Here is a 24812-nt window from a genome sequence, read left to right on the forward strand (position 1 = left end):
CTGTCATCGCCGGAGCGAGAACCGTCAGAGACCGGGAGTTTGTGAGGCGCTCTTAAACGACGGTTAACCATCGCGATCAATCATCCCCTGATTGAACCAAGGGGGCGACCATGCTGAATGCCGATCTGGCGATGCCGCGTCCGAGTCTCACGCATCCCGGCCTGCTTGCCCGCATCGTCGAGCGCCTCGGCCAGGGCGCAGGCTCCTCCGCCGACATCTGGCGCCAGCTCACCGAGAACTACGCGGTCGATCTCGATGCCGTGGCCGCGCTCCTGCCATGCGCCGAGCCGGAGCCGCTCTGGCTCACGGCCCGCGCCCAGGCTCGCAAGCGCTGAGTTCGCAAGCGCTGATCACCGCGTCAGCCGATCACCCGCAGGCCGTCGCCCGTCCGCAGCACGCCGCCGGCCAGAACCTCGGCGTAGACGCCGCAATCGGTGTGGCCGACACCCAGCATGAGCGTCTTCGGGATCGACAGATCGCGCTGGCCCGTCTGCGGATCGACATTGGTGGCCGCGCACCGCTGGGTCCGGCTCGTGATCTTCAGCCGGACGTCGCCCGCTTCCAGCACCCGGCCGACCATGTCGAGTTCGGCCCAAGGGGCCAGCCCGTCGAGATAGAGGTTGCCGCGAAAGCGCAGGGGATCGACGGGGGCGCCGACGAGATCCTCGGTCGCCGCCACGCTCGCGCGGTTGATGAGCGAGACGTAGCCGGTCGGCGAGTCGGTGAAGCGGTAGCCGGGCGGCGCCGTCAGCACCCGCGCCGCGCCGCGCAATTCCTGCGGTAGGAACCCCTTCATGAACGCGGCGAGCGCCGCGCGCCCCTCCGCCGTGCTCAGGTCCGCATCCACCGCCTGCACCCCGTTCTCCTCGACCGTCAGGCGGTGCGTGGCGTCGTCGAACCGGGTGCGTAGCCGGGCCAGCGCCTCGTTGCGCATCAGCATCAGGTAGGCGACCTTCGGCAGGTGGCGCGGCACGGTCTCGTTGAAGCCGGAGGGGCCGTTCTCGATGGCGTAGAGCCGGTCGCCCGGGAAGTAGCCGCTGGTTTCAAGCTCGGCCGTCTCCAATGCCTCGGGCGAGAGGCCTTTGACCGGATAGCGGTAGAGGGCGGCGATGCGGAGGGCGGGGCTCTGGCTCATCCCTTTTCGCTAAGGCCGGACGCGCCCAGTTTGCAACCGGGCCGGTGGGCCCTGCGCCGTCTACGGAGAATTCCGCATGGTCCGACGCGCCGGTCTCGGTCAGCCTGCCGCCTCGCGTCAGGAGGATGAGGAAAGATGGCCGAGGTTACCGCGCTCTATCGCTATCCGGTCAAGGGCCTCTCGGCCGAGCCGCTTCCGGCACTGACGCTGGCTCGCGCGTCCGGCCTCGCCTTCGACCGCGAATACGCCCTCGCGCTCGGCACCACGGCCTTCGATCCGCAGAATCCGGAGCCACTCGACAAGGGCTACTTCCTGATGCTGCGCAGCAACGAGGTGCTGGCGGCGCTCGCGACGCGGTTCGATCCCGAGACCGGTCAGCTCACGATCACGCGCGACGGCGCGACGATGCTCAGCGAGGATTTGACCCTGCCTGAGGGCCGCGAGGCGGTCGAGCTATTCTTCGAGGCCTATGTCGGCCCGGCGGCCAAGGGGCGGCCGCGCCTCGTGCGGGCGGCCGACCACAAGTTCACCGACGGCAGCGTGATCTCGCCGGCCTTCATGCGCGCGGTCTCCCTCATCAACCTCGCTTCGGTCCGCGCCCTGGAAGAGCGGACCGGCGGAGCGGTCCATCCCTTGCGATTCCGCGCCAACATCTACGTCGATGGGCTGGAGCCGTGGGCGGAGATGGATTGGGTCGGCCGGGAGGTGACGGTCGGGCGCTTGCGTCTGCGTGGGCTCGCCCGCACGCCGCGCTGCGCCGCCGTCGATGTGAATCCGGAAACGGCCCGGCGCGACACCAACCTGCCGAAGGCACTCAAGCGCAACTTTGGCCATGTCGATCTCGGCATCTACCTCGAAGTGCTCAGCGACGGCGCCGTGGCGGTCGGCGACCGGCTGAACGTGATGCCCCAAGCCGAAGACGCCGCCTGAACGGCCACGCATCGGTCGCGCAGGCTTGGTCCGAATGCCCGCCTGGGATGCGTTTTGGGCGCCCTCTCCCTCTTGTGTCACGTATCGGCAACACCAGATCATCCCTACCGGCGGCTCTCGATAAAGCGCCGGTGTCCCGGTGGGGCTCACCCCGCGGGACAACGCATCGGAGGCTCCGTGCCGCGAAAAGGGGGCGGAAGATCTTCGATCCGGGGAAGGGCAACACGCATGAATTTCGAGAAATACACCGAGCGCGCCCGTGGCTTCGTCCAGGCCGCTCAGAATCTCGCCGTCCGCGAGGGCAACCCGCAACTCGCGCCCGGCCATCTCCTCAAGGTCCTGCTCGACGATCCCGAAGGACTCTGCGCCGGTCTCATTGACCGGGCCGGTGGCCAGTCGCGGGTCGCCCACGCGCAGGTCGAGCAGTGGCTGGCCAAGCAGCCGAAGGTCTCGGGCAATGCCGCGCAGCCTCAGGCGACGCGCGAACTCGTACGCCTGTTCGACACCGCCGAGCAGGCCGCCGAGAAGGCGGGCGATTCCTACGTCACCGTCGAGCGCCTGCTCCTTGCCTTCGCCGTCGAGAAGGACGGGGAGGCCGGCCGCATCCTGACCGCGGCGGGCGTCACCGCGGCCTCGCTCAACGCGGCGATCAACGCGCTGCGGAAGGGCCGCACCGCCGACAATGCCTCGGCCGAGAACGCCTACGACGCGCTGAAGAAATACGCCCGCGACCTCACCGAGGCCGCCCGCGAGGGCAAGCTCGATCCGGTGATCGGCCGCGACGAGGAGATCCGCCGCACGATCCAGGTTCTGTCGCGCCGCACCAAGAACAATCCCGTGCTGATCGGCGAGCCCGGCGTCGGCAAGACCGCCATCGTCGAGGGGCTGGCCCTGCGCATCGTCAACGGCGACGTGCCGGAATCCCTCAAGGAGAAGAGCCTGCTGGCGCTGGACATGGGCGCCCTGATCGCCGGCGCGAAGTATCGCGGCGAGTTCGAGGAGCGTTTGAAGGGCGTGCTCTCCGAGGTGACCGCCGCGGAAGGCCAGATCATCCTGTTCATCGACGAGATGCACACGCTGGTCGGGGCCGGAAAGGCGGATGGGGCGATGGACGCCTCGAACCTGCTGAAGCCCGCGCTGGCCCGCGGCGAGCTGCACTGCGTCGGCGCGACCACGCTCGACGAGTATCGCAAGCATGTCGAGAAGGACGCCGCGCTGGCGCGGCGCTTCCAGCCCGTCTTCGTGTCCGAGCCCACCGTCGAAGACACGGTCTCGATCCTGCGCGGCATCAAGGAGAAGTACGAGCAGCACCACGGCGTGCGTATCCAGGACTCCGCCCTCGTCGCGGCGGCGACCCTGTCGAACCGCTACATCACCGACCGCTTCCTGCCCGACAAGGCCATCGACCTCGTGGACGAGGCCGGCTCGCGCCTGCGCATGCAGGTCGATTCGAAGCCGGAAGAACTCGACAACGTCGACCGTGAGATCGTGCGGCTGAAGATCGAGGGCGAGGCGCTGAAGAAGGAGACGGATTCCGCCTCCCGCGACCGGCTCCAGCGCCTGGAGAAGGAACTGGCCGATCTCGAGGAGCAGTCCGCCACCATCACGGCGCGCTGGAAGGCCGAGAAGGACAAGCTGGGCGCCGCCGCCGAGCTGAAGAAGAAGCTCGACGAGGCGCGCAACGAACTCGCCTCGGCGCAGCGTCAGGGCCAGTATCAGCGCGCGGGCGAGCTCGCCTACGGCGTGATCCCCGGCCTGGAGAAGCAGCTCTCCGAGATCGAAGCCGCGGCCGAGAACGCGGTCGCCCGCGACGGCATGGTCGAGGAGGCGGTGACGCCGGCCCATATCGCGGGCGTCGTCTCGCGCTGGACCGGCGTGCCGGTGGACAAGATGCTGGAGGGCGAGCGCGAAAAGCTGCTCGCGATGGAAGAGGCGCTCGCCAAGCGCGTCGTCGGCCAGCGCGAGGCGGTGGAGGCGGTCTCGACCGCGGTCCGCCGGGCGCGGGCCGGCCTGCAGGACCCGAACCGGCCGATCGGTTCCTTCATGTTCCTGGGGCCGACGGGCGTCGGCAAGACCGAGCTGACCAAGGCGCTGGCCGGCTTCCTGTTCGACGACGACACCGCGCTCGTGCGCATCGATATGTCCGAGTACATGGAGAAGCACGCGGTCGCCCGCCTCATCGGCGCGCCTCCCGGCTATGTCGGCTACGAGGAGGGCGGTGCGCTGACCGAGGCCGTGCGGCGCCGGCCCTATCAGGTCGTGCTGTTCGACGAGGTGGAGAAGGCCCATCCGGACGTGTTCAACGTCCTGCTGCAGGTGCTCGACGACGGGCGCCTGACGGACGGGCAGGGCCGGACGGTCGACTTCCGCAACACGCTGCTCATCATGACCTCGAACCTCGGCTCGGAGTATCTGGTGAACCAGCCGGCCGGACAGGACACCGACGTGGTGCGTGACGAGGTGATGGGCGTGGTGCGTGGCCACTTCCGACCCGAATTCCTGAACCGGGTGGACGAGATCATCCTGTTCCACCGCCTCGCGCGTTCGGAGATGGGGGCGATCGTCGACATCCAGCTCGGGCGCCTCGCCAAGCTCCTGGAAGATCGCAAGATCACCCTCGACGTGGACGACGAGGCCCGCATTTGGCTCGCCGACAAGGGCTACGATCCGGCCTACGGCGCGCGGCCGCTGAAGCGGGTGATCCAGAAGAACGTGCAGGATCCGCTCGCCGAAGCGATCCTCTCCGGGGTGATCCACGACGGTGAGACGGTGCCGGTCCGCGTCGGCCCGGCCGGGCTGATGATCGGCGACGTCGCCGCCGAGCGACGGCCGGCGGGCGTGCTGCTGAACTGATCCGGTCCACGACAGGCCCTGGCGCGGGAGACCGCGCCGGGGCAACCTCGGCCGGGGCCGTTCCGGAGCGATCCGAAGCGCCCGCGTCGACCGGCCGGCACGGAGTCTCGATGAGGCGGATCGCTGTCGCGCTCACGCTCTGGACCGCATCGGCGCAGGCGGGCTCCGCCGACGATCCGGCCGCCTTGCGGTCGATCGCCGCCGAGGCCGCGCGCATCACCGCGCTCAAGAACCGTTGCCCGGCGCATGTCGGCATCGATGTCGGCGTCACCGAAACGCTGCAGGGTACCGTTTTGATGCACGGCATCCGGCAGGCGGGGAAGGAGCCCTTCATGCGGATCGTGAAGGCCGAGCAGGCCCGGATCCGCACCGAGATCGAGACGACGGGGGTCGCCGCGTGGTGCCGCGGTCAGAAGTCGCTTCTCGAACGTCCGTATCCGGACGTGTTCCGCCCCTGACAATCGGGGCAGGACGCCCTCGTCTTGCGTTGCAGCGAATTCCCATCGACAACGAGCGGATGACCGCCGAGACGATCACCTACGCCATCGGCGACATCCACGGCTGCGCCGACCTGCTCGACCGCCTGCTCGAACGCATCGAGGCCCATGCGTCGGGGCGAGCCAGGAAGCTCGTCTTCCTCGGCGACTACATCGATCGCGGTCCCGACAGCGCACGGGTGATCGAGACCCTGCGCCGCCTGCAATGGCGCGAGCCGGAGGACGTGGTCTGCCTGATGGGCAACCACGAGGAGATGCTGCTCAAAAGCCTGCGCGAGCCCGGCGCCCTCGACCACTGGGTCTATAACGGCGGGGCCGAGACGCTGGCCTCGTTCGACGTTTCGGGACCCGAGGAGCTGTCCGGCGAGGTGCTCGACTGGATCGAGGCCCTGCCGACCCTGCACGAGGATGCGCAGCGCTGGTACGTCCATGCCGGCTTCCGTCCGGAATCCGCGGTGCCTGACCCCGACCCGCACAACCGGCTCTGGATCCGCGAGCCGTTCCTCTCCGAGGACCACGATTTCGGCCGCCACGTCGTCCACGGCCACACACCGCAGACCCGCGGCGGGCCGGACTGCCGCCGGTTCCGCACCAATCTCGATACCGGGGCGGTCTTCGGCAACGCGCTGACGGCGGGGGTGTTTTCGGACGGGCAGGGGCCGGCGGTGGAATTCCTGCGGGTGCCGGCCCAGGCTTGACCGTCGGAACCGACTCGCCCTAGCTTCGCGTCGTTGGCCCCGTGCGGCCCGCCGCTCGCACCCCTCGGGGAACGGTGAATGCACGGCCGATTCTCGGATCGACCCCTTGTTTGGGCCGCCTGTCAGCAACGCGAGCACTGACGCCGAACGCGCCCAAGCGAAGGCTCGACCATGCTCGATATAGCGAACGCCAAGTCGATGGCCAGGACGCTACGGACCTCCCTGTCCGAGCGCCGCATCGATCTACCCCACAGTGCCTGCCTCGAACTCGTCGCCCGCCAATTCGGATTTTCGGACTGGAACGTCCTGTCCGCTCGTCTGGAGAAGCCAGTGGGGCCGGGAAAGGCGCCGCTGACGCTGCCGAAGGATTGGTATGTCGTCGGCTCCGTCAGCGACACCACGCACCGCCTCGGCCTCGATCCCGATCGGCCCGGCGCCGCTTTGATCGAGAGCATCGTCGCGCGCGGCCAGGGCTATGATCTGACCGGGCTGATCGCCGTGCTCATGCAGAGCATCGGCGCGCAGGACTTCCTCGGCCAGCGCCTGAGACTGACGGCTGAGCTGAAAGTCGAAGACGCCGATGGTGCCACGTTGTGGATGCGCGTCGATGGATACGAGCGGCGCGGGCTCAGCTTCGACAACATGATGGAGCGGCAGACCGACGGGCCGCTCAAGGGAACGACGGACTGGACGCGCCGCAGCATCGTCCTCGACGTGACGGAACAGGCCGCCAGTCTCCATTACGGGTTCTTCCTCAAGGGCTACGGGCGAGCTTGGGTGCGGAAGGTCCGGATCGAGACGGTCGGGAAGGAGATTCCGCTGACGACGACCCGGCTCGGTGAGACCCGGAACGTGAACGAGATGCCCCGACGTCCGGCCAATCTCGATTTCTGTGAGCGCTGAGGTTTCGTCACCGGACCGGCTTGAACCCGGCGTCGGCTCCCTCTCTAACAGGGCCTAACCGCGGCCGTTCGCGCCGCGGATGAGGAGCCGACGCCGATGGATGCGCCCGCAGAGCCCCGCAAGCGGACCGAGGAGCGGGCCATGGCCCGCCTCGCACTCCGCTTCACCGATTGGGCGGAGAAGTGGTTTCCCGACGCCTTCGTGTTCGTGGCCCTCGCCGTCGTCATCGTGGCGTCGGCGGCGCTCATCAACGGCGCGCCGGTCCAGGCAGTGTCGAAGAGTTTCGGCGACGGGTTCTGGACCCTGATTCCCTTCACCATGCAGATGGTCTTCGTCACCATCGGCGGCTACGTGGTGGCGACCTCCGCCCCGATGCAGGCCCTGATCGACCGGATGGCGCTGGTGCCCAAGACCGGCCGCGGCGCCATCGGATACGTGGCGCTCGCCACCATGCTCTCCTCGCTCCTGAGCTGGGGGCTGAGCCTGATCTTCGGCGGCCTGCTCGCCCGCGCGCTCGCCCGCCGCACCGACTTGCGGATGGATTACCGCGCGGCGGGCGCCGCTGCCTATCTCGGCCTCGGCGCGACCTGGGCGATGGGCCTGTCCTCGTCTGCGGCGCAGCTTCAGGCCAACCCGAAAAGCCTGCCGCCGGGCCTCTTGCCGATCACCGGCGTGATCCCGTTCAGCGAGACGATCTTCCTGTGGCAGTCGATCCTGATCGCCGCCATCCTCGTGGCGATGTCGGCCATCATCGCGTTCGCCTCCGCGCCGGGCCGTGAGACGGCGGTGACGGCGCAGGATCTCGGCGTCGATGTCTCCAAGCAGGAGGACAGCGTCGCCCCGCCCAAGCAGCCCGGCGAGTGGCTGGAGCACGCTCCCGTCCTGACGATCCTCATCGGCCTGCTGGCGGCGGGCTGGTTGATCCAGGAGTTCGCGCGCCAGGATTGGATGATCGCGATCTCCAACCTCAATACCTACAACTTCCTGTTCCTGATGGCCGGCCTCGTGCTGCACTGGCGGCCCAGGCACTTCCTGGCCGCACTCTCCAAGGCAGTCCCGGCCACCGCCGGCATCCTGATCCAGTTCCCGTTCTACGCCGCCATCGCCGCGATCCTGACGGGCGCCAAGAACGCCGCCGGCCACAGCCTTTCGGACGTCATCGCCCACGCCTTCGTGGCGATGAACACGCAAGGCTCGTTCCCGCTCGCCATGGGCGTCTACTCGGCCCTGCTCGGCTTCTTCATCCCCTCGGGCGGCGGCAAGTGGCTTCTTGAAGCCCCTTACGTGATGCAGGCGGCCAACGAGCTGAAGGTGCATCTCGGCTGGGCGGTGCAGGTCTACAATGCGGCCGAGGCCCTGCCGAACCTCATCAATCCGTTCTTCATGCTGCCGCTGCTCGGCATCCTCGGCCTGAAGGCCCGCGACATCGTCGGCTTCAGCTTCCTCCAGCTCATCGTCCACCTGCCGGTGGTGCTGTTCCTGCTCTGGGCGCTGGCCTTCACGCTGGAATACCACCCGCCGGTCCTGCCGGGGTGATGCGGGCTCCGGGCGGTCCCGCTATGGGCCGCCCGTCACGACTGGGGCGTAGCCCCGGGCGCTGACAGGCAGGCGTAATACGGGGTCCGGTCGATCGGCCCGGTTCCCCCCGTCATCGCGAGCCACCGCGAAGCGAATCAGGGCTCCGCCCTGTTCGGAGAAGTCGCGCCCTGGATCGCTGACGCCTCGCCTCGCGATGACGGAGAAGGGCACGAGACCGGAGCGAACGACCGGATGCCGTATGAGATGCCGACGGGGCAAGCTCTCAGCGCCGCGCCGGCACCAGCATCGCGACCGCCGCGAGCAGCCAGCCGGCCATCAGCACGACGCCGCCGCTGGGTGCTGCCATCGGAAAGAGCGGTGTGCCCGTCAGCGCCCGCAGGGCGAGATCGCCCGAGAACAGCGCGAGGCCGATGAGCAGCGCCGCCGCCGCGAGGCGGGCGAGGCCGCCGCGGACGAAGCCGGTCGCGGCGAGGACCGTGAGTGCCAGCACGGCGGGGGCGTGGAACATCAGGAATTGTGCGGCGGTCTTCAGCGTCTCGCCGCCGCTGGTATGGGCTGCGGCGGCACTCGCCGCGACGCCGAGCCCGCCGGCCAGCGCCGCGAGCGCGGCAAGAAGGCGGTCGAGGCCGGTCACGCGCCGCGCTCCTGCAGCAGCCGGGCGATGCTGGCGCGCAGTTCCGCCACGCCGCGGTCGTCGCGGCTCGAGGTCAGCAGCACTTCGGGATAGGCCGCCGGGCGCTTGGCCAGCGCGGCATGGATGCCGGCGATGCGCCGGTCGATCTCGGCCTTTTTCAGCGCGTCGCCCTTCGTCAGCACGATCTGATAGGAGACCGCAGCCTTGTCGAGCCCGTCGAGCAGATCGGTGTCGATCTCCTTGAGGCCGTGCCGGGAATCGATCAGCAGGTAGACGCGCGCGAGGTTCGACCGGCCCTTGAGGTAGGCGTGAATCAGCTTGGTCCAGGCCTCGACCTTGGCTTTTTCCACCGCTGCGTAACCGTAGCCCGGCATGTCGACGAGGGTCAGGCGCTCGCCGATCCGGAAGAAGTTGAGCTGCTGGGTGCGCCCCGGCGTGTGCGAGGTCCGCGCGAGGGTGTTGCGCCCGGTCAGGGCGTTGACGAGGCTCGACTTGCCGACATTGGAGCGGCCGGCAAAGGCAATCTCGACACCCTCCATCGGCGGCAACGCCCCGAGGGCCGGGGCGGCGGTGGCGAAGTCCGCGCTACCGGCAAACAGCAGGCGGCCGGCTTCGAGCAGTTCGGGGGAGGGGGCGTCTGTGGCGTCGTCGGTCATGGGGCTGCGCGCTTCTTCCCCCCTTGCGGGCAAGGGGAGGGATGGGGGGATGCCGGCCGATGCTCGGCGGCGCATTCCGCGCCACCCCGCCGCCGACCTCCTCCCCGCTAGAGCATCGTCCCGAAAGGAGGTGGTCGGCTTTCGGATGAAGATGATGCAAAACAATAGTTTAGGGCATCGTCTCGGATCAAGCGTCCAGGACGATGCCCTTGGGGGAGATCGGCGCTCGGCGGTCGAGCGTCAGCCTTCGATATCAGCCCTTGGCCGCGGCGCTCTTGTTGCCGCGTTTGAACATGCCCTTGAGGTTGTCCCACAACTCCACCTTCACGCCGTTGCGGCGCATGATGACGTATTGCTGGATGACCGAGAGGGTGTTGTTCCAGGCCCAGTAGATCACGAGGCCGGCGGGGAACGAGCCGAGCATGAAGGTGAACACGATCGGCATGAAGGCGAAGACCTGCGCCTGGACCGGGTCCGGCGGCGCGGGATTCATCTTCATCTGGATGAACATCGTGATGCCCATGATGATCGGCCACACGCCCAGATGGATCGGGATATACTCGGGCGGCGTGAACGGAAGCAGGCCGAACAGGTTGACGATGCTCGTCGGATCGGGCGCGGCGAGGTCCTGAATCCATCCGAAGAACGGCGCGTGCCGCATCTCGATGGTGATGAACAGCACCTTGTAGAGCGCGAAGAAGACCGGGATCTGGATCAGCACCGGCCAGCAGCCGGCGACCGGATTGATCTTCTCCTTCTTGTACAGCTCCATCATCGCCTGCTGCTGCTTCGTCCGGTCGTCCTTGTAGCGCTCCCGGATGGAGGTCATCTCCGGCTGCACGGCCTTCATCTTGGCCATGGAGACGTAGGAGCGGTTGGCGATCGGCAGGAAGAACAGCTTCAGGATCAGCGTCACGAGCAGGATCGAGACACCGAAATTGCCAATGAGGTGGAAGAAGAAGTCGAGCGCCCGGAACATCGGCTTGGTCAGGAACCAGAACCAGCCCCAGTCGATCATCAGGTCGAATTGCTTGATGCCGAACTCGCGTTCGTAGGCGTTGATCTGGTTGACCTCCTTGGCGCCCGCGAACAGGCGCTGCGTCGTCACGGACGACGCGTTCGGCGCTACCGTGACGGCGTCGCCGCGCACGGAGGTCTGGTAGATCTTGGTCGCGCCGTCGGTGCGCTCGGTGAAGGCGCCGGTGAAGGGCTTGTCCTGCTCCGGGATCGCGGCGGCGGCCCAGTACTTGTCGGTGATGCCGACCCAGCCGCCGGTCACGTTCGTCCAGGCCTTGCCCAGCGTGGCGGCTCCGCCATAGGCCGGCTCCTTGCCGACCTTGTCGTAGGTGTATTCCTGCAGGCCGTCGTTGCCGAGCACGCCGATCAGGCCTTCGTGCAGGACGTAATAGCCCTGGGTCTGCGGCTTACCCCAGCGCGAGACGAGGCTGTAGGGATAGAGCGTCACCGGGTTGGCCGAGGTGTTCTCCACCTCGTCGCGCACGGTGAACATGAACTTGTCGTCCACGGCGACGATGCGCTTGAAGACGAGTCCCTGACCGTTCTCCCAGGTCAGCGTCAGCGGCCGGCCGGGCGCCAGCAGATCGCCGTCCGCCTTCCAGAGGGTGTCGGCGTTGGGAAGCGGGCCCGCATTGGCGCCGACCCAGCCGAACTCGGCATAGTACGGGTTGGCGCTGCCGGTGGGCGAGAGCAGCACGATGCGCGGGCTCTCGTCGCTGACGGTCTCATGGTAGTTCTTCAGGCTCACGTCGTCGATGCGCGCGCCCTTGAGGCCGATCGAGCCGTAGAGGGCCGGCGTGTCGATGCGAACGCGCGCGGAACGGGCCAGCGCGTCCTCGCGGGACACGGGCCCCTGCGCCGCGGCACCCGGCAGGGTGCCGGGAGCGGGCGCGTTGGGGCTGCCCTCGCGCGGACTCGGCGACGGGATGCCGTCGGCCGTCTGCGGTGCGCCCGTCTGAGCGGTCTGGCTCTGCGCCGCCTGTCGCTGCCGCTCGCTGGCCGGCCCGGTGACGAAATAATGCCAGCCAAGCAGGACCACCAGCGACAAGGCGATGGCGACGAACATGTTCGTCTTGTCGTTACCCATCGGTCGATCCGTCAGGCGCTTTCGATGTGGGGGGAAGGGGCGGAGGGCCGCCAGTCGACGCACCGCGCCCGGAGCGGGAGCCGCCGCGCCGGGGTGGGGTCGGCCGGGCGGAGTCGCTGGAGCGCGGCGTGGCCGGGCGCGTCACCGAATGGAGCGCGCGGCGCAGATCCGCGACGAGGCTGTCGAACGCGGCGTCGAGGGCGGGGCGCCGGGCGATCACCACGACATCCGCTCCGATCGAAGGCGCATCCGCCGCCACGGCGGCAACGGCGCTGCGCAGGCGTCGCCGTATCCGGTTGCGTTCGGTCGCATGCCCTACGCGCTTGGTGATGGTGAAGCCGAGGAAGAGGCCCTCGGCGGTCGCGCCGTCGCGCGTCTCACTCGGATCGCGCAGGCGCCCTTGGGCGCTCATGCGTTCCGTATGAAAACGCCGGCCCTGGGCGGCTGCCAGGAAATCCGGGCGCCGCCGGAGACGTCCGATCGTCGGCACGGGCGCTCCGATCCCGATTCGCGGGCTCGTGTTGCAAAAGGCGGCGTCGCGCGAAGGGCGTCGCCGCGGGACGTATCAGGCCGAGAGGCGCTTGCGGCCGTGTGCGCGGCGGGCCGCGATGACCTTGCGGCCGCCGGCGGTGGCCATGCGGGCGCGGAAGCCGTGACGGCGCTTCCGAACGAGCTTGCTGGGCTGATAGGTTCTCTTCATGGTCGGTCTCCGGCGGCCGAGGTATCGGCCCGGCGGCGCTGCCGATGAGCGCGCGGACCGTGCGTGAGCCTCGAAATGGGATCTGCAAACGCGAAGGGCGCCCGGAACGGGGCGCCGCTTCGCAATGGCGCGGCTTATGGCGGAGGGGGCGCCGCAAGTCAATGACGGCGCCCGGCCCGTGACGGCACCGCCTGCCGCGGCGCCGCCTTGAGCGATTCCGAGACCGGTTCGGCCGGCAGCGTTGGCTGTCGGACCGTAATGTTGCGGTCGGTCGAGTCCTGATTAGGGTCTTCGCGGGCGTGTGCCGCCGAAATCCACGGCCTGCTCCTTAACCGAGCGTTAACCTTTCCGTTCTATCAAGAAGCACATCCAGATTGTCTGGATCCTGATTGGGATCTCTTTCCAGTCTGATTGATGCCTCCCTGTAAGACTCACGAAAGCCGCTCCTCCTGGGGCGGCTTCTTTTTTTGCCGCACGCCAAGTTTGCCGCACGCCAAGTTTGCCTTTCGCCAAGCGCCGCGCTCCCCGCCTGGTGCCGGCCGCTGCCATTAACGTTAAAAAGACCTGAACCTCCTCCCCGCTCGCGTTCGGCGCTACACTTGCCCCACTGGCCGCATTCGCACCGGCATCGTCCCGATCCGGGGCAGATGGTTCGCTGGCGGTACAGGAGGCAGGATGACCGAGTTCGACGTCACGTTCCGGGACGATCGCGAGTGGGTGAGCTTCGGCGAGTCCTACGTGACCTCGGAAGGTTTCAAGACCCTGTTCCGCGAGGGCATGCTGCTGGTCGAGGAGACGGCGGCTTATCTCGACGGGGAAGGGCGCTCCGAATCGCGGCTGATCTCCCGCGATGCCACGCTCGCCTATGCCAGCGAGAGCATGCGCCTCACGACCCGGCTGATGCAGATCGCCTCGTGGCTGCTGGTGCAGCGCGCGGTCTCCGAGGGTGAGATCTCGCTGGTTCAGGCGCAGGAGGAGAAGACCCGCGTCAAGCTCGCCGAGCCGGAGCGCGCGTTGCCCGAGGCCGGCGATGCCTTCACTGTCCTGCCGCTGCGGCTGCAGGATCTCGTGCGCCGTTCGCGCCGGCTTCACACGCGCATCCTCCACCTCGATGCGCTCATCAGCGAGGATCGCCCCGCTCCGGTGCCGCGGGAAAGCCCGGTGACTGCCCAGTTTGGCCGTCTGCGTGCCGCGTTCGGCGGAGAGTGATTTCGGCCGTCCTTGCCCCGATCCGGCCCGCATTCCGGGCTGGATCCGGAGCGCGCGACACGCTCGGACTGCCCGCGGTCGGTCTCGCGGGCTGACGCCCCGGCCCGGATTATCCCGGCTGAATCGCCTTGCCGTTCGGCTGGCCACGGCAGCGCAGGCCGACGGCCGCGCCCCGCGGCCCGATTGTGCCGACGCGGTTCAGAATGCCTCGCAAAACTCCCGATCTCTGACCGTTCTCCGTCTGGCGAGGGCGGCGCAGCGGGCGTTTTATGAGAGGCACTCAGCCTGCCGCCTGATCCGCAGACGTCGCACGCGCAGGGCTTGCCGTCAGATCGTCCGCGCAAACGAAAACGGCGCCGCGAGCGGCGCCGTCTGGTCGATTCGGGCTTGCGCCCAAATCCGAACAATCACTTCTTGCCGAAGCCGAGGCCGCCGAAGCGCGAGTTGAAGCGCGAGACGCGCCCGCCGCGATCGAGCATCTTCTGCTCGCCGCCCGTCCAGGCCGGGTGGGTGGACGGGTCGATGTCCAAGTTGAGGACGTCGCCTTCCTTGCCGTAGGTCGAGCGGGTCTTGTAGTCGGAGCCATCGGTCATCACGACCTTGATGAAGTGGTAGTCGGGGTGCTCGGTCCCCTTGGCCTTGGCGGCCTCGTTCTTTGCCATGACGAATTCCTGAGGTAGCACGCCGACCGACCCCGCCACTCAGGGGAGGAGCCAGGGGCAAAACATCGCGCGCATTCCGATGAAGGCGCGCCTATACCTCAGCCTCGGACGAGGAACAAGAGAGCGCGGGCGCATCGGCGGTTTTCCGCGAGACGATGCCATGGATATCGGCCGCGATCTGCCCGCCGGTCCGGCACGAACTGGAAATCCTGGCGGTCGCTGCGTATGCGATGATCCCAGGCAAAGACGACACGACAGAAACGGCACGGAACGGGACGAAACGATGTCGAGGAATGATGGCCCGCAAGCGTGATGCGTCGTCCGGCGCAGGAGACGATCCGCAGGCGGCTCTCCGGGGGCGGGCGCCGCTCGGAGCACTCAAACCGCTGATTCCCTTCGCCAGCCGCTACCGGGGCCGCATCCTCGCGGCGCTGATCTCTTTGATCGCGGCGTCGGGCGCGACGCTCGTCGTGCCGATCGCGATTCGCCGGGTGATCGACCACGGCTTCTCGCCGGAGGGGCAGGCGCTCATCAATTCCTACTTCCTGGCGCTGCTCGTGGTGGTGGCGGTGCTCGCGGTGTCGAGTGCGGGCCGTTACTATTCGGTGGTGACGCTGGGCGAGCGTGTCGTCGCGGATCTGCGCTCGGCCGTGTTCGCGCGGCTGACGAGCCTCGACCCGACCTTCTTCGACAAGTCGCAATCCGGCGAGATCGTCTCGCGGCTCACGGCGGATGCCACGCAGGTCAAGGCGGTGTTCGGGGTCTCGATCTCGATCCTGCTGCGCAACCTGTTCCTGTTCGTCGGTGCCGTGGCGATGATGGTCTGGACGAGCCCCGGCCTGTCGATCCTGGTTCTCGCCGCGATTCCGCTCATCGTGTTTCCGCTGATCCTGTCGGGCCGCGGCGTGCGGCGGCGCTCGCGTGCGGCGCAGGACCGGCTCGCCGACGCCTCGGCCTACGCGGCGGAAGCCGTCGGGGCCGTGCGCACCATGCAGGCCTTCGGCATGGGCCGCGCCACCGCCGAGCGCTTCGCGGAAGCCTCGGAGAACGCCTACCGGGCGGCGCGGGTCTCGATCACGGCCCGCGCCCTGCTCACCGGCGTGGCGATCTTCCTGATCTCGGCCTCGGTCGTCGGCGTGATGTGGTACGGCGCCAAGGGCGTGCTCGCGGGCACCACCAGCGCCGGCCAGCTCTCGCAATTCGTGCTCTATGCCGTGTTCGGCGCCAGCGCCCTCGGCCAGCTCTCCGAGGTCTACGGCGAACTCGCCCAGGCCGCGGGCGCCGCCGAGCGGCTCGGCGAGATCCTGGCCGCCGAGCCGGCGATCAAGTCCCCCGAGCATCCGGTCGCGCTGCCGAGCCCGGCCCGTGGCGCGGTCGCGTTCGAGGCGGTGCGCTTCCGCTACCCGACCCGGCCCGAACACGCGGCGCTGGACGGCATCTCCTTCACGGCGGCGCCCGGCGAGCGGATCGCCCTCGTCGGCCCGTCGGGAGCCGGCAAGACCACGGTGCTGCAATTGCTGCTGCGCTTCTACGACCCCGACGAGGGGCGCGTGACGATCGACGGCGTGCCGCTGCCGCAGGCCGATCTCGACGCCCTGCGCGCTCGCCTCTCCCTGGTGCCGCAGGACCCGGTGGTGTTCTCCGGGACGGTTCTGGAAAACATCCGCTACGGCCGCCCCGGCGCCAGCGAGACGGAGGTCGAGGAGGCGGCGCGCCTCGCCAACGCCGACGGCTTCGTCCGCGCCCTGCCGCAGGGCTACGCAACAATGCTCGGCGAGCGCGGCACCACCCTCTCGGGCGGGCAGCGCCAGCGCATCGCCATCGCCCGCGCCATCCTCAAGGATGCGCCGGTCCTTCTCCTCGACGAGGCGACCTCGGCGCTCGATGCCGAGAGCGAGCGCGCGGTGCAGAACGCCCTCGACCGGCTGATGCAGGGCCGCACCACGCTGGTAATCGCCCACCGGCTCGCGACCATCCGTGCGGCCGACCGCATCCTCGTCTTCGACGGCGGAAGGATCGTCGAGGAGGGCACGCATGAGAGCCTGCTCGCCCGCGGCGCCCTCTATGCGCAGCTCGCGAGCCTGCAATTCGCCGACAGCTTCGACGACAGCGCCCGGGCGCGCGACCCGCGCCCGAAACACGCGGCGGAATAGAGCATCATCCCGAAAGGCGGCCGCCGGCTTTCGGACAAAGATGATGCGCTAACGCAGACGAAGGCGATCGATGGATCTCACCCGCTTCCCCCGTGTCGCACTCACCGACGGGCCGACGCCGATCCGCTCCCTCGACCGTCTCTCGACCCATCTCGGGCCCGAGCTGAACGGCGTCCGCCTGTTCGTGAAACGCGACGACATCGGCCCCGTGGGCTTGGGCGGCAACAAGCTGCGCAAGCTCGAATTCCTGCTCGGGCAGGCGCTGGCCGAGCGGGCGGATACGGTGATCACCGTCGGCGCGCTGCAATCGAACCACGCCCGGCTCACCGCCGCCTCTGCCGCGCGGATGGGGCTGGCCTGCGAGCTGTTCCTCACCCGCAGCGTTCCGCGGGAGGACGCTGATTATACCGCCAACGGCAACCGGCTGTTGCAGGACCTTTTCGGTGCCCGTGTCCATCTGCTGCCGGGCGAGGCGGATTCGCTGCCGCAGGCCGAGGCGCGGGCAGAGCAATTGAGGGCGGAGGGGCGGCGCGTCTACGTCTTCCCCTCCGGCGGGTCGAGCCCGCTCGGCTGTCTCGGCTACGCGGCTTGCGCCGCCGAGATCCTGGAGCAGGCGGCCAATCTCGGCCTCGCCTTCGCCCGCATCGTCGTGCCGAACGGCAGTTCCGGCACCCATGCGGGGCTCGCCGCCGGCCTCGCTGCCGCCGGCCGCGACCCTCATCTCGCCCAATCCTACACGGTGCTCGCCCCCGAGCCCGAGGCGACGGCCGCGACGCTGGCCAGGGCCCGCGACACCCTGGCGCTGATCGACGGCAGCCTCACGCTCTCCGACGATTCCATTCTCGTGGACGGCGCCCATCGCGGGCCGGGCTACGGCATCCCGACCGAGGGCATGCGCGAGGCGGTGCGGCTGATGGCCCGCACGGAGGGGCTGCTGCTCGATCCCGTCTACAGCGGCAAGGCGTTCGCTGGTCTGCTCCACGACGTGCGCGCCGGCCTGTACGAGCGCGGCGCGGCGGTGCTGTTCGTGATGACCGGCGGCGTGCCGGGGCTGTTCGCCTATCGGAGCGAGTTTTAGAGCATCGTCCCGAAAGGTGGTTGCCGGCTTTCGGAAAAAAGATGATGCGAAAACAAGAGCCTCAAGCATCGTCTTGGATCAGGTGTCCAGGACGATGCTTTAATCCCCTGACCCCTCTCCCGCAGGGGGAGGGGACGAGATGTCACCGCTCGGTCAGCTTCATCTCGATCCGGCGGTTGCGCGAATAAGCCTCCTCGCTCGTTCCCGAATCGAGCGGCTGGAACTCGCCGAAGGCGCCGGCCAGGAGGCGCTGCGGCGGCAGGCCCTTGCTCCGCAGATACTGCACCACGGCGATGGCACGCGACGCCGACAGCGCCCAGTTCGAGGGGAACTGGGCCGATTGGATCGGGCGGGCGTCGGTGTGGCCATCCACGCGCAGCACCCAGGGGATGTCGGCGGGGATTTCCCGCGCGATGTCGAGGATCGCCCCGGCGATCCGGTCGAGTTCCGGCCCGGCCTCGGGCTTCAGCGCGGCGGAGCCCGCCGCGAACAGAACCTCGGATTGCAGCACGAAGCGGTCGCCGACGATGCGGACATCCGTGCGGCTGCCGATGACCTGACGCAGCCGCCCGAAGAAGTCGGAGCGGTAGCGGGCGAGTTCCTGCACCCGCTGGGCGAGCGCCACGTTGAGGCGGCTGCCGAGTTCGGCGATGCGGGCTTGGCTCTCCCGGTCGCGGGATTCGGAGGCCGCCAGCGCGTCTTCGAGCGCCGCGAGCTGTCGGCGCAGGGCACGGATCTGCTCGTTCAGAAGCTCGACCTGATTCTGGGCCCGCTGGGTCGCGCCGCGCTCGGCCGCGAGCTGGGCATCGACGTCGGCGCTCTTGCCCTGGGCCGCCTCGCTGGCATCGGCGAGCGCCCGGAGCCGGTCGCGCTCGGCTTCCGTGGCGGTCAGGGTGTTGCGCAGGCCGGACGCCGCCTCTTCCTGGGCGCGGCGGCCGGACCGCTCCAGCGCCAGCAGGTCGGTCAGGTCGGCGATCTGCCGGTTGAGGCGGGTCAGGACCGCATCGCGTCCCGTCAGCTCCTGCGAGAGGAAGAACTGCCCCACCACGAAGACGGTGAGCAGGAAGACGACGGCGAGCAGGAGCGTTGCCAGCGCATCGACATAGCCCGGCCAGACGTTGAGGCTGCGCTGCGCGCGCGCGCGGATCGACGCCATGCTCTCAGTTGACCTTCTCGCGCGCCAGCCGTTCGAGCACCTGCTTCAGCTCCCGCTCTCGGGCAGCCTGGGCCTCGACCCAATCGCGGATCATCTGCTGCTCGGCGCGCATGTGCTGCACGAGCCCCTGGATGCCCTCGGCGAGGTTGGTCATGGCCTGGGTCGCACCTCGGCCCCCGGCCCCCTCGGCGATGACGCCGCTCAGGCGGTCCACCGCCGCCTGCAACTCGCGGGCGACGGCGGGGTTGTGCTCCGGCGCCGGGCGTGCCGCGACGGCGGCCGTGGCGACCGCCTGCTCCTCGCCGGAGACGAGCCAATCCTCCAGCTCGTTGTGGAAGCGCGAATGGGCCTGACCTGCCTGGAGGTCGAGGAAGCCGACGATCAGGGAGGAGGCGAGGCCGAACAGCGAGGCGGAGAAGGCGAGGCCGATGCCGGAGAGCGGCACGGCGAGTCCGCTCTTGAGTTCGTCGAACATCACAGCCGCGTCGCCGCCGCCGCGCATGCCGCCGATCACCGAGCCCACCGCCGAGAGCGTCTCGATCAGGCCCCAGAAGGTGCCGAGCAGGCCGAGCAGGATCAGGATGCCGGCGATGTAGCGCAGGATTTCGCGGCCCTCGTCGAGCCGCACGGCGGTGGTGTCGAGATGCGCGCGCGTGCTCGACAGCGTCATCCCCTCGCGCCGCGCCGCGATGGCGGGCAGCAGCGGCCCGAGCAGGGCCGGCCGGTCCTTCGGGTTCTGCCCGGCGGCGACCGCGTTGACGTAGCGCACCTCGCCAAACAGCCGCGTCACCTGCCCGAAGGCAAGCAGCACCGCGATCAGCAGCACGCCAAGGATCAGCCCGTTCAGGCCCGGATTGGCGAGGAAGGCCGGGGTGATCTGCTTGTAGAGGACGAAGGCGAGAAAGCCCGCGAGCGCCAGGAACACCAGCATCCGCACCAGCGTCATGCCGGGCTTGGCGAGGGGAGGCATGTCGAGGGACGCGGAACGGGCCGCCATCGGGTCCATACTCGTGTTGGGCCTGACGCCGGGACCGGCGGCACCGCTGTGTCGAAACCGGCGGCACTGTGGCGGCTCGGCCTGCCGCAATCAAGTCGCGGCCGATCGGGTAATCGGGCCAACGGCAGCCTTCCCTGGTCGCGAATCGTGGCAAGCCGTCCGATCTGTCGAGATCCGCCCGTGACCGATCATCCGGGAGCGGGCTCATGCGCCGTCGATGCGGACGGTGCACTCGCCCGCAAAGCCAGGCTTGCAAGCTAGGCAGAGACGTTAGACAGAAGCCGTGAGCCGTGTGGGTACAAGTGAGATCACGATGAAGAGGTTGGGTTGCCTTCCGATCGTCCTGATCACGGGCGCCTCGTTATGGCTAATTCTTCAGATCTACACGTCTGTTTGGCCTGTGGAGGAAGCTGTCGTGCCTCTTCCAATGGGTAATGCTGTTGCCCGCTTCCAAACGTGGGGAGGTGGATGGGGAACACTGCCTTTTGTTCTGCGTGTAGACACTCCACGCGGAACGATATCGACGAAGCTATGGGCGGATTGGGGGCCGGCTGGCGAAATCAATTTGTATCAAACATCCGAGAATTGGCTTGTTGGCATAGGTGGCGGCGGTGAAACTATCGTTATCGACGTCATGAGTGCGTCGGGGCCGAGGGTTGTGATTGGCGAGGAGCAGAAAACAACAAACGACGAGAATTGGAAATATCTAGGAATTGCTTTTAGAAGTGTTTTTGCTACCCCCGAGTCAGTGCCCGAATGTATAGCATTGCTTGGAGCTGGGTATACACCGTATAGGAAAAAGTTCCAAGTCGATCATTCCTGCTCATGGCCGATTCGTAAGGATTCGTAGAGCCGTCATTGAAGGATCTATCGAACGACATTTGAGTAAAGGGCCGGATTCCAATGGTATTTTTTTGAGAGCTTCGAGGAGTAGCTCTCTGGACATACGATAGGCGCGGCCTCAATCCCATTCGCGCGGCCAGGTCTCTTCCAGATGCGGTCCGAGGCGCACGGCCCAGACCCGCTTGGCCAGCCCCGTCGCGTCGTCAGTCTCGACCGCGATGCCGCACAAGGTGCCCTCGCCGGTGGCCGCCTCGAGCCGTGAGCCCGGCGTCTTCTGAAGGAAGCGGCGCACCGGCTCGTCCTTCTGCATGCCGAGCACGGAATCGTAGTCGCCGCACATCCCGGCATCCGACAGGTAGGCGGTGCCGCCCGGCAGGATGCGGTGATCGGCGGTCGGCGCATGGGTGTGGGTGCCGACGACGAGGCTCGCGCGGCCGTCGAGGAAATGCCCCATGGCCTGCTTCTCGCTGGTGGCCTCGGCGTGCATGTCGACGATCACCGCATCCGCCGCCGCGCCGAGCGGGCAGGCATCGAGTTCCCGGTCGGCCGCGGCGAAGGGGTCGTCGAGCGGGTCGAGATAGATCCGGCCCATCACGTTGACGACGAGGACACGCCCCCCGCGGGGCGTCTCGATCACGGTGGCACCCCGGCCCGGTGTGCCGGGCGGGTAGTTCGCCGGGCGGATCAGACGCGGCTGGCGGGCGATGAAGACGAGCGCCTCGCGCTGGTCGAACGAGTGGTTGCCGAGGGTCACCGCGTCGGCGCCGGCCTGGAGGATCTCGTCGCAGATCGATTCGGTGATGCCGAAACCGCCGGCCGCGTTCTCGCCGTTGATGACGACGCAATCGAGACGCCAGCGCTCGCGTAAGGACGGAAGACGTTCGGTGACGGCGTAGCGGCCGGGACGTCCGACGATGTCGCCGAGGAAGAGGATGCGCATGCAGCATCGGCCCGAAAGATGGTCGCCGGCGTCTCGGAAGAGCCGATGCGAGCGAAATGAAAGGTCTAGCTTTCCCGGAGCGGCACGGGACCGGCCTCGGTCACGAGATGGTCGAGCGGGCGGTCATGCGGCTCGGTCGGGACCTGCGCGATCTCCTGAACGGAGAAGGCGATGCCGACGGTCAGCACCGGGCCGTTCTTCGAGAGCCGCTCGATCGCCTGATCGTAATAGCCCGCGCCGTAGCCGATGCGCTGGCCCGCGCGGTCGAAGGCGGCGAGCGGCACGATCAGGGCGGTGGGGTCGAGCGGGGGAAGGTCATCGCGGGGCTCGCTGAGGCCGAAGCCGCCGGTCACCAGTTCCTCGCCCGCGCGCCATTCGCGGAAGACGAGGCCCTGCTTGGTGACCTTCGGCAGCGCGACTCGCTGGCCGCGGGCGAACAGGCGCTCGATCAGCGGGCGCGGGTCGATCTCGGAGCGGATCGGCCAGAAGGCGCCGACCAGCGGCGCCTCGGCCAGCTCGGGAATGGCCGCGATGGTCTCGGCGGCGCGCAGCGAGCCGGCCTTGCGGATCTCGGGCGAGAGCGCGTCGCGGCGGCTGAGTGCCTCGGCGCGGAGGCTCGCCTTCAGGGAGCGTTCGGGAGAAGAGTGCGGAGCCACTTGAGCCGTTGGAGTGTCGATCCCGGGAAACCTACAGTGTAGGTGGGCGCCGTGTTGGCCAAGTCCACGGACGAGGCCAGTGACAGCTCCCTGGGGAGTCGATAAGGCCCCGGGGAAAGTTCTCCTGACGAACTCTGCAGCCCCGCCCGCCAGAGATAGACGCGCTCGCGTCCCGGCGCCAGGGGCGATCGCGTCACGCCTCAGATAATTCGAAGCCGGCGCGACGATCCGGCCAACCTCGGGAGGTCCGCGCCCCGGTCAGCCGCCGCGCTCGGCCTCGCCCTTGCCACCGGAGGGGGCGCCCGGCTGACCCGCCAGCGCCCGCGCCAGCCGGTCGATCCGCTCGGCGGCGATGCCGACACCGCTCGCGAGCCGGGCCTGATCCGCCACGCCCTGGGCCGCGTGCTGCTCCAGGTCGGCGATGCGGCGGCGCGCTTCGAGCAACTCGTCGGCCAGCGTCAGCGAGGCCATGACGTGGAGGCGCATGTCGCCGATCTCGCCGAAGGTGCCGCGCATCTCGGTGACACGGTCGTCGAAGTTCTTGGCCAGAGCCGCGAGATGGTCCTCCTCGCCGGGGCCGCAGGCCATCCGGTAGCTCTTGCCCGCGATGGTGACGTTGACGTGCGGCATCCGCGTTTGAACCTGACTCGAACTCAGCGCCCGGACGGGCCGGACAGCACGTCTTCCACCGTCTCGATGGCGCGATCGAGGCGGCGGTTGACCTCGCCGGTGGTCGAATTCATCCGGGCGAGCCGCGCGCCCGCCGCATCGAGTTCGGCGGCGAGCCGCACCCGATCCTCCTCCAGCAGGGCGAACTCCGTCTCCCGGTCGCCGCGGCTGCGCTCGGCTTCGAGCTTGCGGGCCACCGCCGTCTCGAGCAGCGCCAGCGCCGTGTCGAGCCGGTGCAGCGCCTCTTCCAGCCCGACGCCGTCCTGCCTTCTGCCCTGCGCTGCCTTCGTATCCGCTCGCGCCATATCTCGCGCCATCTCCACCCGTCGGTTGCTAACCCCATCGGAGCCGGCCACGAAACGCGTCCCGCGCCGCGACGGCCAGAACGCAAACGGCCGGCGGCGGAAGGACTTTCGCGGTACTCCGAACCCGCGCTGCGAACAGGTTTCAGCCAAGCGCATTCGAAATTCCAGACAATTCACAGGCTTGCCCCCGATCTTTGACAGCCTCGGGCGCCATGTTAGAGAGCCGGCGCCCGGCTCCGATCCCCCGGCGCGGGGCCGCCCTACGGATTCTCAAGACCGTGACTTTCTCCGGCTCCCCGCTCAGACCGTCCGCCGACCGGACGTCTGCGGGCCGCCTCACGGTTCATCCCCCGTTCAGTGCCGCCCCGCTTGGAGCGGTCTCGCCTTCATCGGGCACCGCGCGCGGAAGCCGCCGGCTGGCCCGACCGTTGTCCCATCGGCGCGCGGGTGCGCCCCATTTCGAAGGAGTCACGCCGTGACCGTCAAGGTTGCCATCAACGGGTTCGGGCGCATCGGCCGTAACGTGCTGCGCGCCATCATCGAAGCCGGCCGCACCGATATCGAGGTCGTCGCGATCAACGATCTCGGCCCGGTCGAGACCAATGCCCACTTGCTGCGCTACGATTCCGTGCATGGCCGCTTTCCGGCCGAGGTCGCGGTCGAGGGCGACGACATCGTCATCAACGGCAAGCGTATCCGCGTCACCGCCGTGCGCAACCCGGCCGAGCTGCCCCACCGCGATCTGGGCGTCGACATCGCGCTGGAATGCACCGGCATCTTCACCTCGAAGGACAAGGCGAAGGCCCATCTCGACGCCGGCGCCAAGCGCGTGCTCGTCTCGGCGCCCGCCGACGGCGCCGACCTCACGGTCGTCTACGGCGTGAACCACGACAAGCTCACGGGTGAGCACCTCGTCGTGTCCAACGCCTCCTGCACCACGAACTGCCTCGCGCCGGTGGCACAGGTGCTGAACGATACGGTGGGGATCGAGCGCGGTTTCATGACCACGATCCACTCCTACACCAACGACCAGCCCTCGCTCGACCAGATGCACAAGGATCTCTACCGCGCCCGCGCCGCGGCGCTCTCGATGATCCCGACCTCGACGGGTGCGGCCAAGGCCGTCGGCCTCGTCCTGCCGGAGCTGAAGGGCAAGCTCGACGGCACCGCGATCCGCGTGCCGACCCCGAACGTCTCGGCGGTCGATCTCGTGTTCACGGCCAAGCGCGCGACCTCGGTCCAGGAGATCAACGACGCGATCAAGGCAGCGGCCGCCGGCCCGCTCAAGGGCGTGCTCGGCGTGACCGACCGGCCGAACGTGTCGATCGACTTCAACCACGATCCGCACTCGTCCACCTTCCACCTCGACCAGACCAAGGTCATGGACGGCACCTTCGTGCGCATCCTGTCCTGGTACGACAACGAGTGGGGCTTCTCGAACCGCATGGCCGACACCGCCGTGGCCATGGCCAAGCTGATCTGACGCACTAGCTAC

The 24812-nt window shown here is 68.4% G+C and carries 24 protein-coding genes and 1 other RNA gene; 11 read left to right on the plus strand and 14 right to left on the minus strand.

The features are described from left to right. Positions 1 to 110 precede the first annotated feature (110 nt). Entirely contained in the window at positions 111 to 335 is a 225-nt protein-coding gene (locus Y590_RS10880; RefSeq protein WP_060769852.1) for a hypothetical protein, read from the plus strand. A 23-nt stretch (positions 336 to 358) separates the two neighbouring features. Here Y590_RS10880 and Y590_RS10885 read toward each other — a convergent pair whose 3' ends face one another. Beyond that, positions 359 to 1135, minus strand: a complete 777-nt coding sequence (locus Y590_RS10885) for an MOSC domain-containing protein (RefSeq protein WP_060769853.1) — start codon at positions 1133 to 1135, stop codon at positions 359 to 361. Positions 1136 to 1270: 135 nt separating this feature from the next. On the opposite strand from Y590_RS10885, the gene Y590_RS10890 reads away from it, so the two are divergent. From Y590_RS10890 to Y590_RS10915, 6 genes are all read left to right on the plus strand, one after another. After that, complete coding sequence (locus tag Y590_RS10890; RefSeq protein WP_060769854.1) at positions 1271 to 2065, plus strand: MOSC domain-containing protein; 795 nt, start codon at positions 1271 to 1273, stop codon at positions 2063 to 2065. A 228-nt stretch (positions 2066 to 2293) separates the two neighbouring features. After that, on the plus strand, positions 2294 to 4918 hold the full coding sequence (clpB, locus tag Y590_RS10895; RefSeq protein ID WP_060769855.1) for an ATP-dependent chaperone ClpB: 2625 nt from the start codon (positions 2294 to 2296) through the stop codon (positions 4916 to 4918). 110 nt (positions 4919 to 5028) lie between these two features. Beyond that, entirely contained in the window at positions 5029 to 5376 is a 348-nt protein-coding gene (locus tag Y590_RS10900) for a hypothetical protein (RefSeq protein ID WP_060769856.1), read from the plus strand. 59 nt (positions 5377 to 5435) lie between these two features. Then, positions 5436 to 6113 carry a metallophosphoesterase family protein gene (locus tag Y590_RS10905; protein WP_060769857.1) on the plus strand — a complete coding sequence of 226 codons (678 nt, stop codon included), beginning with the start codon at positions 5436 to 5438 and terminating at the stop codon, positions 6111 to 6113. A gap of 171 nt (positions 6114 to 6284) precedes the next feature. Continuing rightward, the gene (locus Y590_RS10910) at positions 6285 to 7016 is read left to right on the plus strand and encodes a glyoxalase superfamily protein (RefSeq protein ID WP_135297078.1); all 732 of its coding nucleotides are present in this window, start codon (positions 6285 to 6287) and stop codon (positions 7014 to 7016) included. 96 nt (positions 7017 to 7112) lie between these two features. Continuing rightward, the gene (locus Y590_RS10915; protein WP_060769859.1) at positions 7113 to 8552 is read left to right on the plus strand and encodes a short-chain fatty acid transporter; all 1440 of its coding nucleotides are present in this window, start codon (positions 7113 to 7115) and stop codon (positions 8550 to 8552) included. A 265-nt stretch (positions 8553 to 8817) separates the two neighbouring features. Here Y590_RS10915 and Y590_RS10920 read toward each other — a convergent pair whose 3' ends face one another. The 5 genes from Y590_RS10920 to rpmH form a co-directional block, all read right to left on the minus strand. Continuing rightward, complete coding sequence (locus tag Y590_RS10920; RefSeq protein WP_060769860.1) at positions 8818 to 9189, minus strand: DUF423 domain-containing protein; 372 nt, start codon at positions 9187 to 9189, stop codon at positions 8818 to 8820. Then, a complete protein-coding gene (gene yihA / locus Y590_RS10925) occupies positions 9186 to 9845 on the minus strand; it encodes a ribosome biogenesis GTP-binding protein YihA/YsxC (protein WP_060769861.1) in 660 nt (219 codons plus the stop codon). The genes Y590_RS10920 and yihA overlap by 4 nt, the downstream gene beginning before the upstream one ends. Positions 9846 to 10098: 253 nt before the next feature. Beyond that, the gene (gene yidC, locus Y590_RS10930; protein ID WP_060769862.1) at positions 10099 to 11949 is read right to left on the minus strand and encodes a membrane protein insertase YidC; all 1851 of its coding nucleotides are present in this window, start codon (positions 11947 to 11949) and stop codon (positions 10099 to 10101) included. Further along, complete coding sequence (rnpA, locus tag Y590_RS10935; protein WP_060769863.1) at positions 11942 to 12439, minus strand: ribonuclease P protein component; 498 nt, start codon at positions 12437 to 12439, stop codon at positions 11942 to 11944. The genes yidC and rnpA overlap by 8 nt, the downstream gene beginning before the upstream one ends. A gap of 75 nt (positions 12440 to 12514) precedes the next feature. Beyond that, entirely contained in the window at positions 12515 to 12649 is a 135-nt protein-coding gene (rpmH, locus tag Y590_RS10940; RefSeq protein ID WP_012253788.1) for a 50S ribosomal protein L34, read from the minus strand. Positions 12650 to 13324: 675 nt separating this feature from the next. Here rpmH and rcdA point away from each other — a divergent pair. Beyond that, entirely contained in the window at positions 13325 to 13858 is a 534-nt protein-coding gene (gene rcdA / locus Y590_RS10945) for a protease adaptor protein RcdA (RefSeq protein WP_060769864.1), read from the plus strand. 407 nt (positions 13859 to 14265) lie between these two features. On the opposite strand, the gene rpmE is transcribed toward rcdA, so the two are convergent. Beyond that, the gene (rpmE, locus tag Y590_RS10950) at positions 14266 to 14520 is read right to left on the minus strand and encodes a 50S ribosomal protein L31 (protein WP_056192368.1); all 255 of its coding nucleotides are present in this window, start codon (positions 14518 to 14520) and stop codon (positions 14266 to 14268) included. A 296-nt stretch (positions 14521 to 14816) separates the two neighbouring features. Between rpmE and Y590_RS10955 the strand changes: the two genes are divergently transcribed. Together Y590_RS10955 and Y590_RS10960 are read left to right on the plus strand one after the other, a co-directional pair. Continuing rightward, the gene (locus tag Y590_RS10955) at positions 14817 to 16673 is read left to right on the plus strand and encodes an ABC transporter transmembrane domain-containing protein (RefSeq protein ID WP_060772254.1); all 1857 of its coding nucleotides are present in this window, start codon (positions 14817 to 14819) and stop codon (positions 16671 to 16673) included. Between the two features lie 70 nt (positions 16674 to 16743). Further along, a complete protein-coding gene (locus Y590_RS10960) occupies positions 16744 to 17751 on the plus strand; it encodes a D-cysteine desulfhydrase family protein (RefSeq protein ID WP_060769865.1) in 1008 nt (335 codons plus the stop codon). 142 nt (positions 17752 to 17893) lie between these two features. Here the strand turns inward: Y590_RS10960 and Y590_RS10965 are convergent, their stop codons facing one another. The 7 genes from Y590_RS10965 to Y590_RS10995 all read right to left on the minus strand — a co-directional run bounded on the left by Y590_RS10965 (position 17894) and on the right by Y590_RS10995 (position 23317). Then, positions 17894 to 18907, minus strand: a complete 1014-nt coding sequence (locus Y590_RS10965; RefSeq protein ID WP_060769866.1) for a peptidoglycan -binding protein — start codon at positions 18905 to 18907, stop codon at positions 17894 to 17896. A gap of 4 nt (positions 18908 to 18911) precedes the next feature. Then, positions 18912 to 19904: a MotA/TolQ/ExbB proton channel family protein gene (locus Y590_RS10970; protein ID WP_060769867.1), complete on the minus strand. Its 993-nt coding sequence runs from the start codon at positions 19902 to 19904 to the stop codon at positions 18912 to 18914. A 961-nt stretch (positions 19905 to 20865) separates the two neighbouring features. Further along, positions 20866 to 21687 carry a TIGR00282 family metallophosphoesterase gene (locus Y590_RS10975; protein ID WP_060769868.1) on the minus strand — a complete coding sequence of 274 codons (822 nt, stop codon included), beginning with the start codon at positions 21685 to 21687 and terminating at the stop codon, positions 20866 to 20868. Positions 21688 to 21752: 65 nt separating this feature from the next. Further along, a complete protein-coding gene (locus Y590_RS10980; protein WP_060769869.1) occupies positions 21753 to 22343 on the minus strand; it encodes a 5-formyltetrahydrofolate cyclo-ligase in 591 nt (196 codons plus the stop codon). Continuing rightward, positions 22333 to 22489, minus strand: a non-coding RNA gene (gene ssrS, locus Y590_RS10985) — 6S RNA. The genes Y590_RS10980 and ssrS overlap by 11 nt, the downstream gene beginning before the upstream one ends. 112 nt (positions 22490 to 22601) lie before the next feature. After that, a complete protein-coding gene (locus Y590_RS10990) occupies positions 22602 to 22973 on the minus strand; it encodes a cell division protein ZapA (RefSeq protein ID WP_060769870.1) in 372 nt (123 codons plus the stop codon). Positions 22974 to 22996: 23 nt separating this feature from the next. Continuing rightward, positions 22997 to 23317 carry a DUF4164 family protein gene (locus Y590_RS10995; protein ID WP_003602920.1) on the minus strand — a complete coding sequence of 107 codons (321 nt, stop codon included), beginning with the start codon at positions 23315 to 23317 and terminating at the stop codon, positions 22997 to 22999. A gap of 475 nt (positions 23318 to 23792) precedes the next feature. Here Y590_RS10995 and gap point away from each other — a divergent pair, with 475 nt between their 5' ends. Next, positions 23793 to 24800 carry a type I glyceraldehyde-3-phosphate dehydrogenase gene (gap, locus tag Y590_RS11000; RefSeq protein ID WP_060769871.1) on the plus strand — a complete coding sequence of 336 codons (1008 nt, stop codon included), beginning with the start codon at positions 23793 to 23795 and terminating at the stop codon, positions 24798 to 24800. Positions 24801 to 24812 lie beyond the last annotated feature (12 nt).

This window comes from Methylobacterium sp. AMS5, from assembly GCF_001542815.1.
GTDB lineage: Bacteria > Pseudomonadota > Alphaproteobacteria > Rhizobiales > Beijerinckiaceae > Methylobacterium.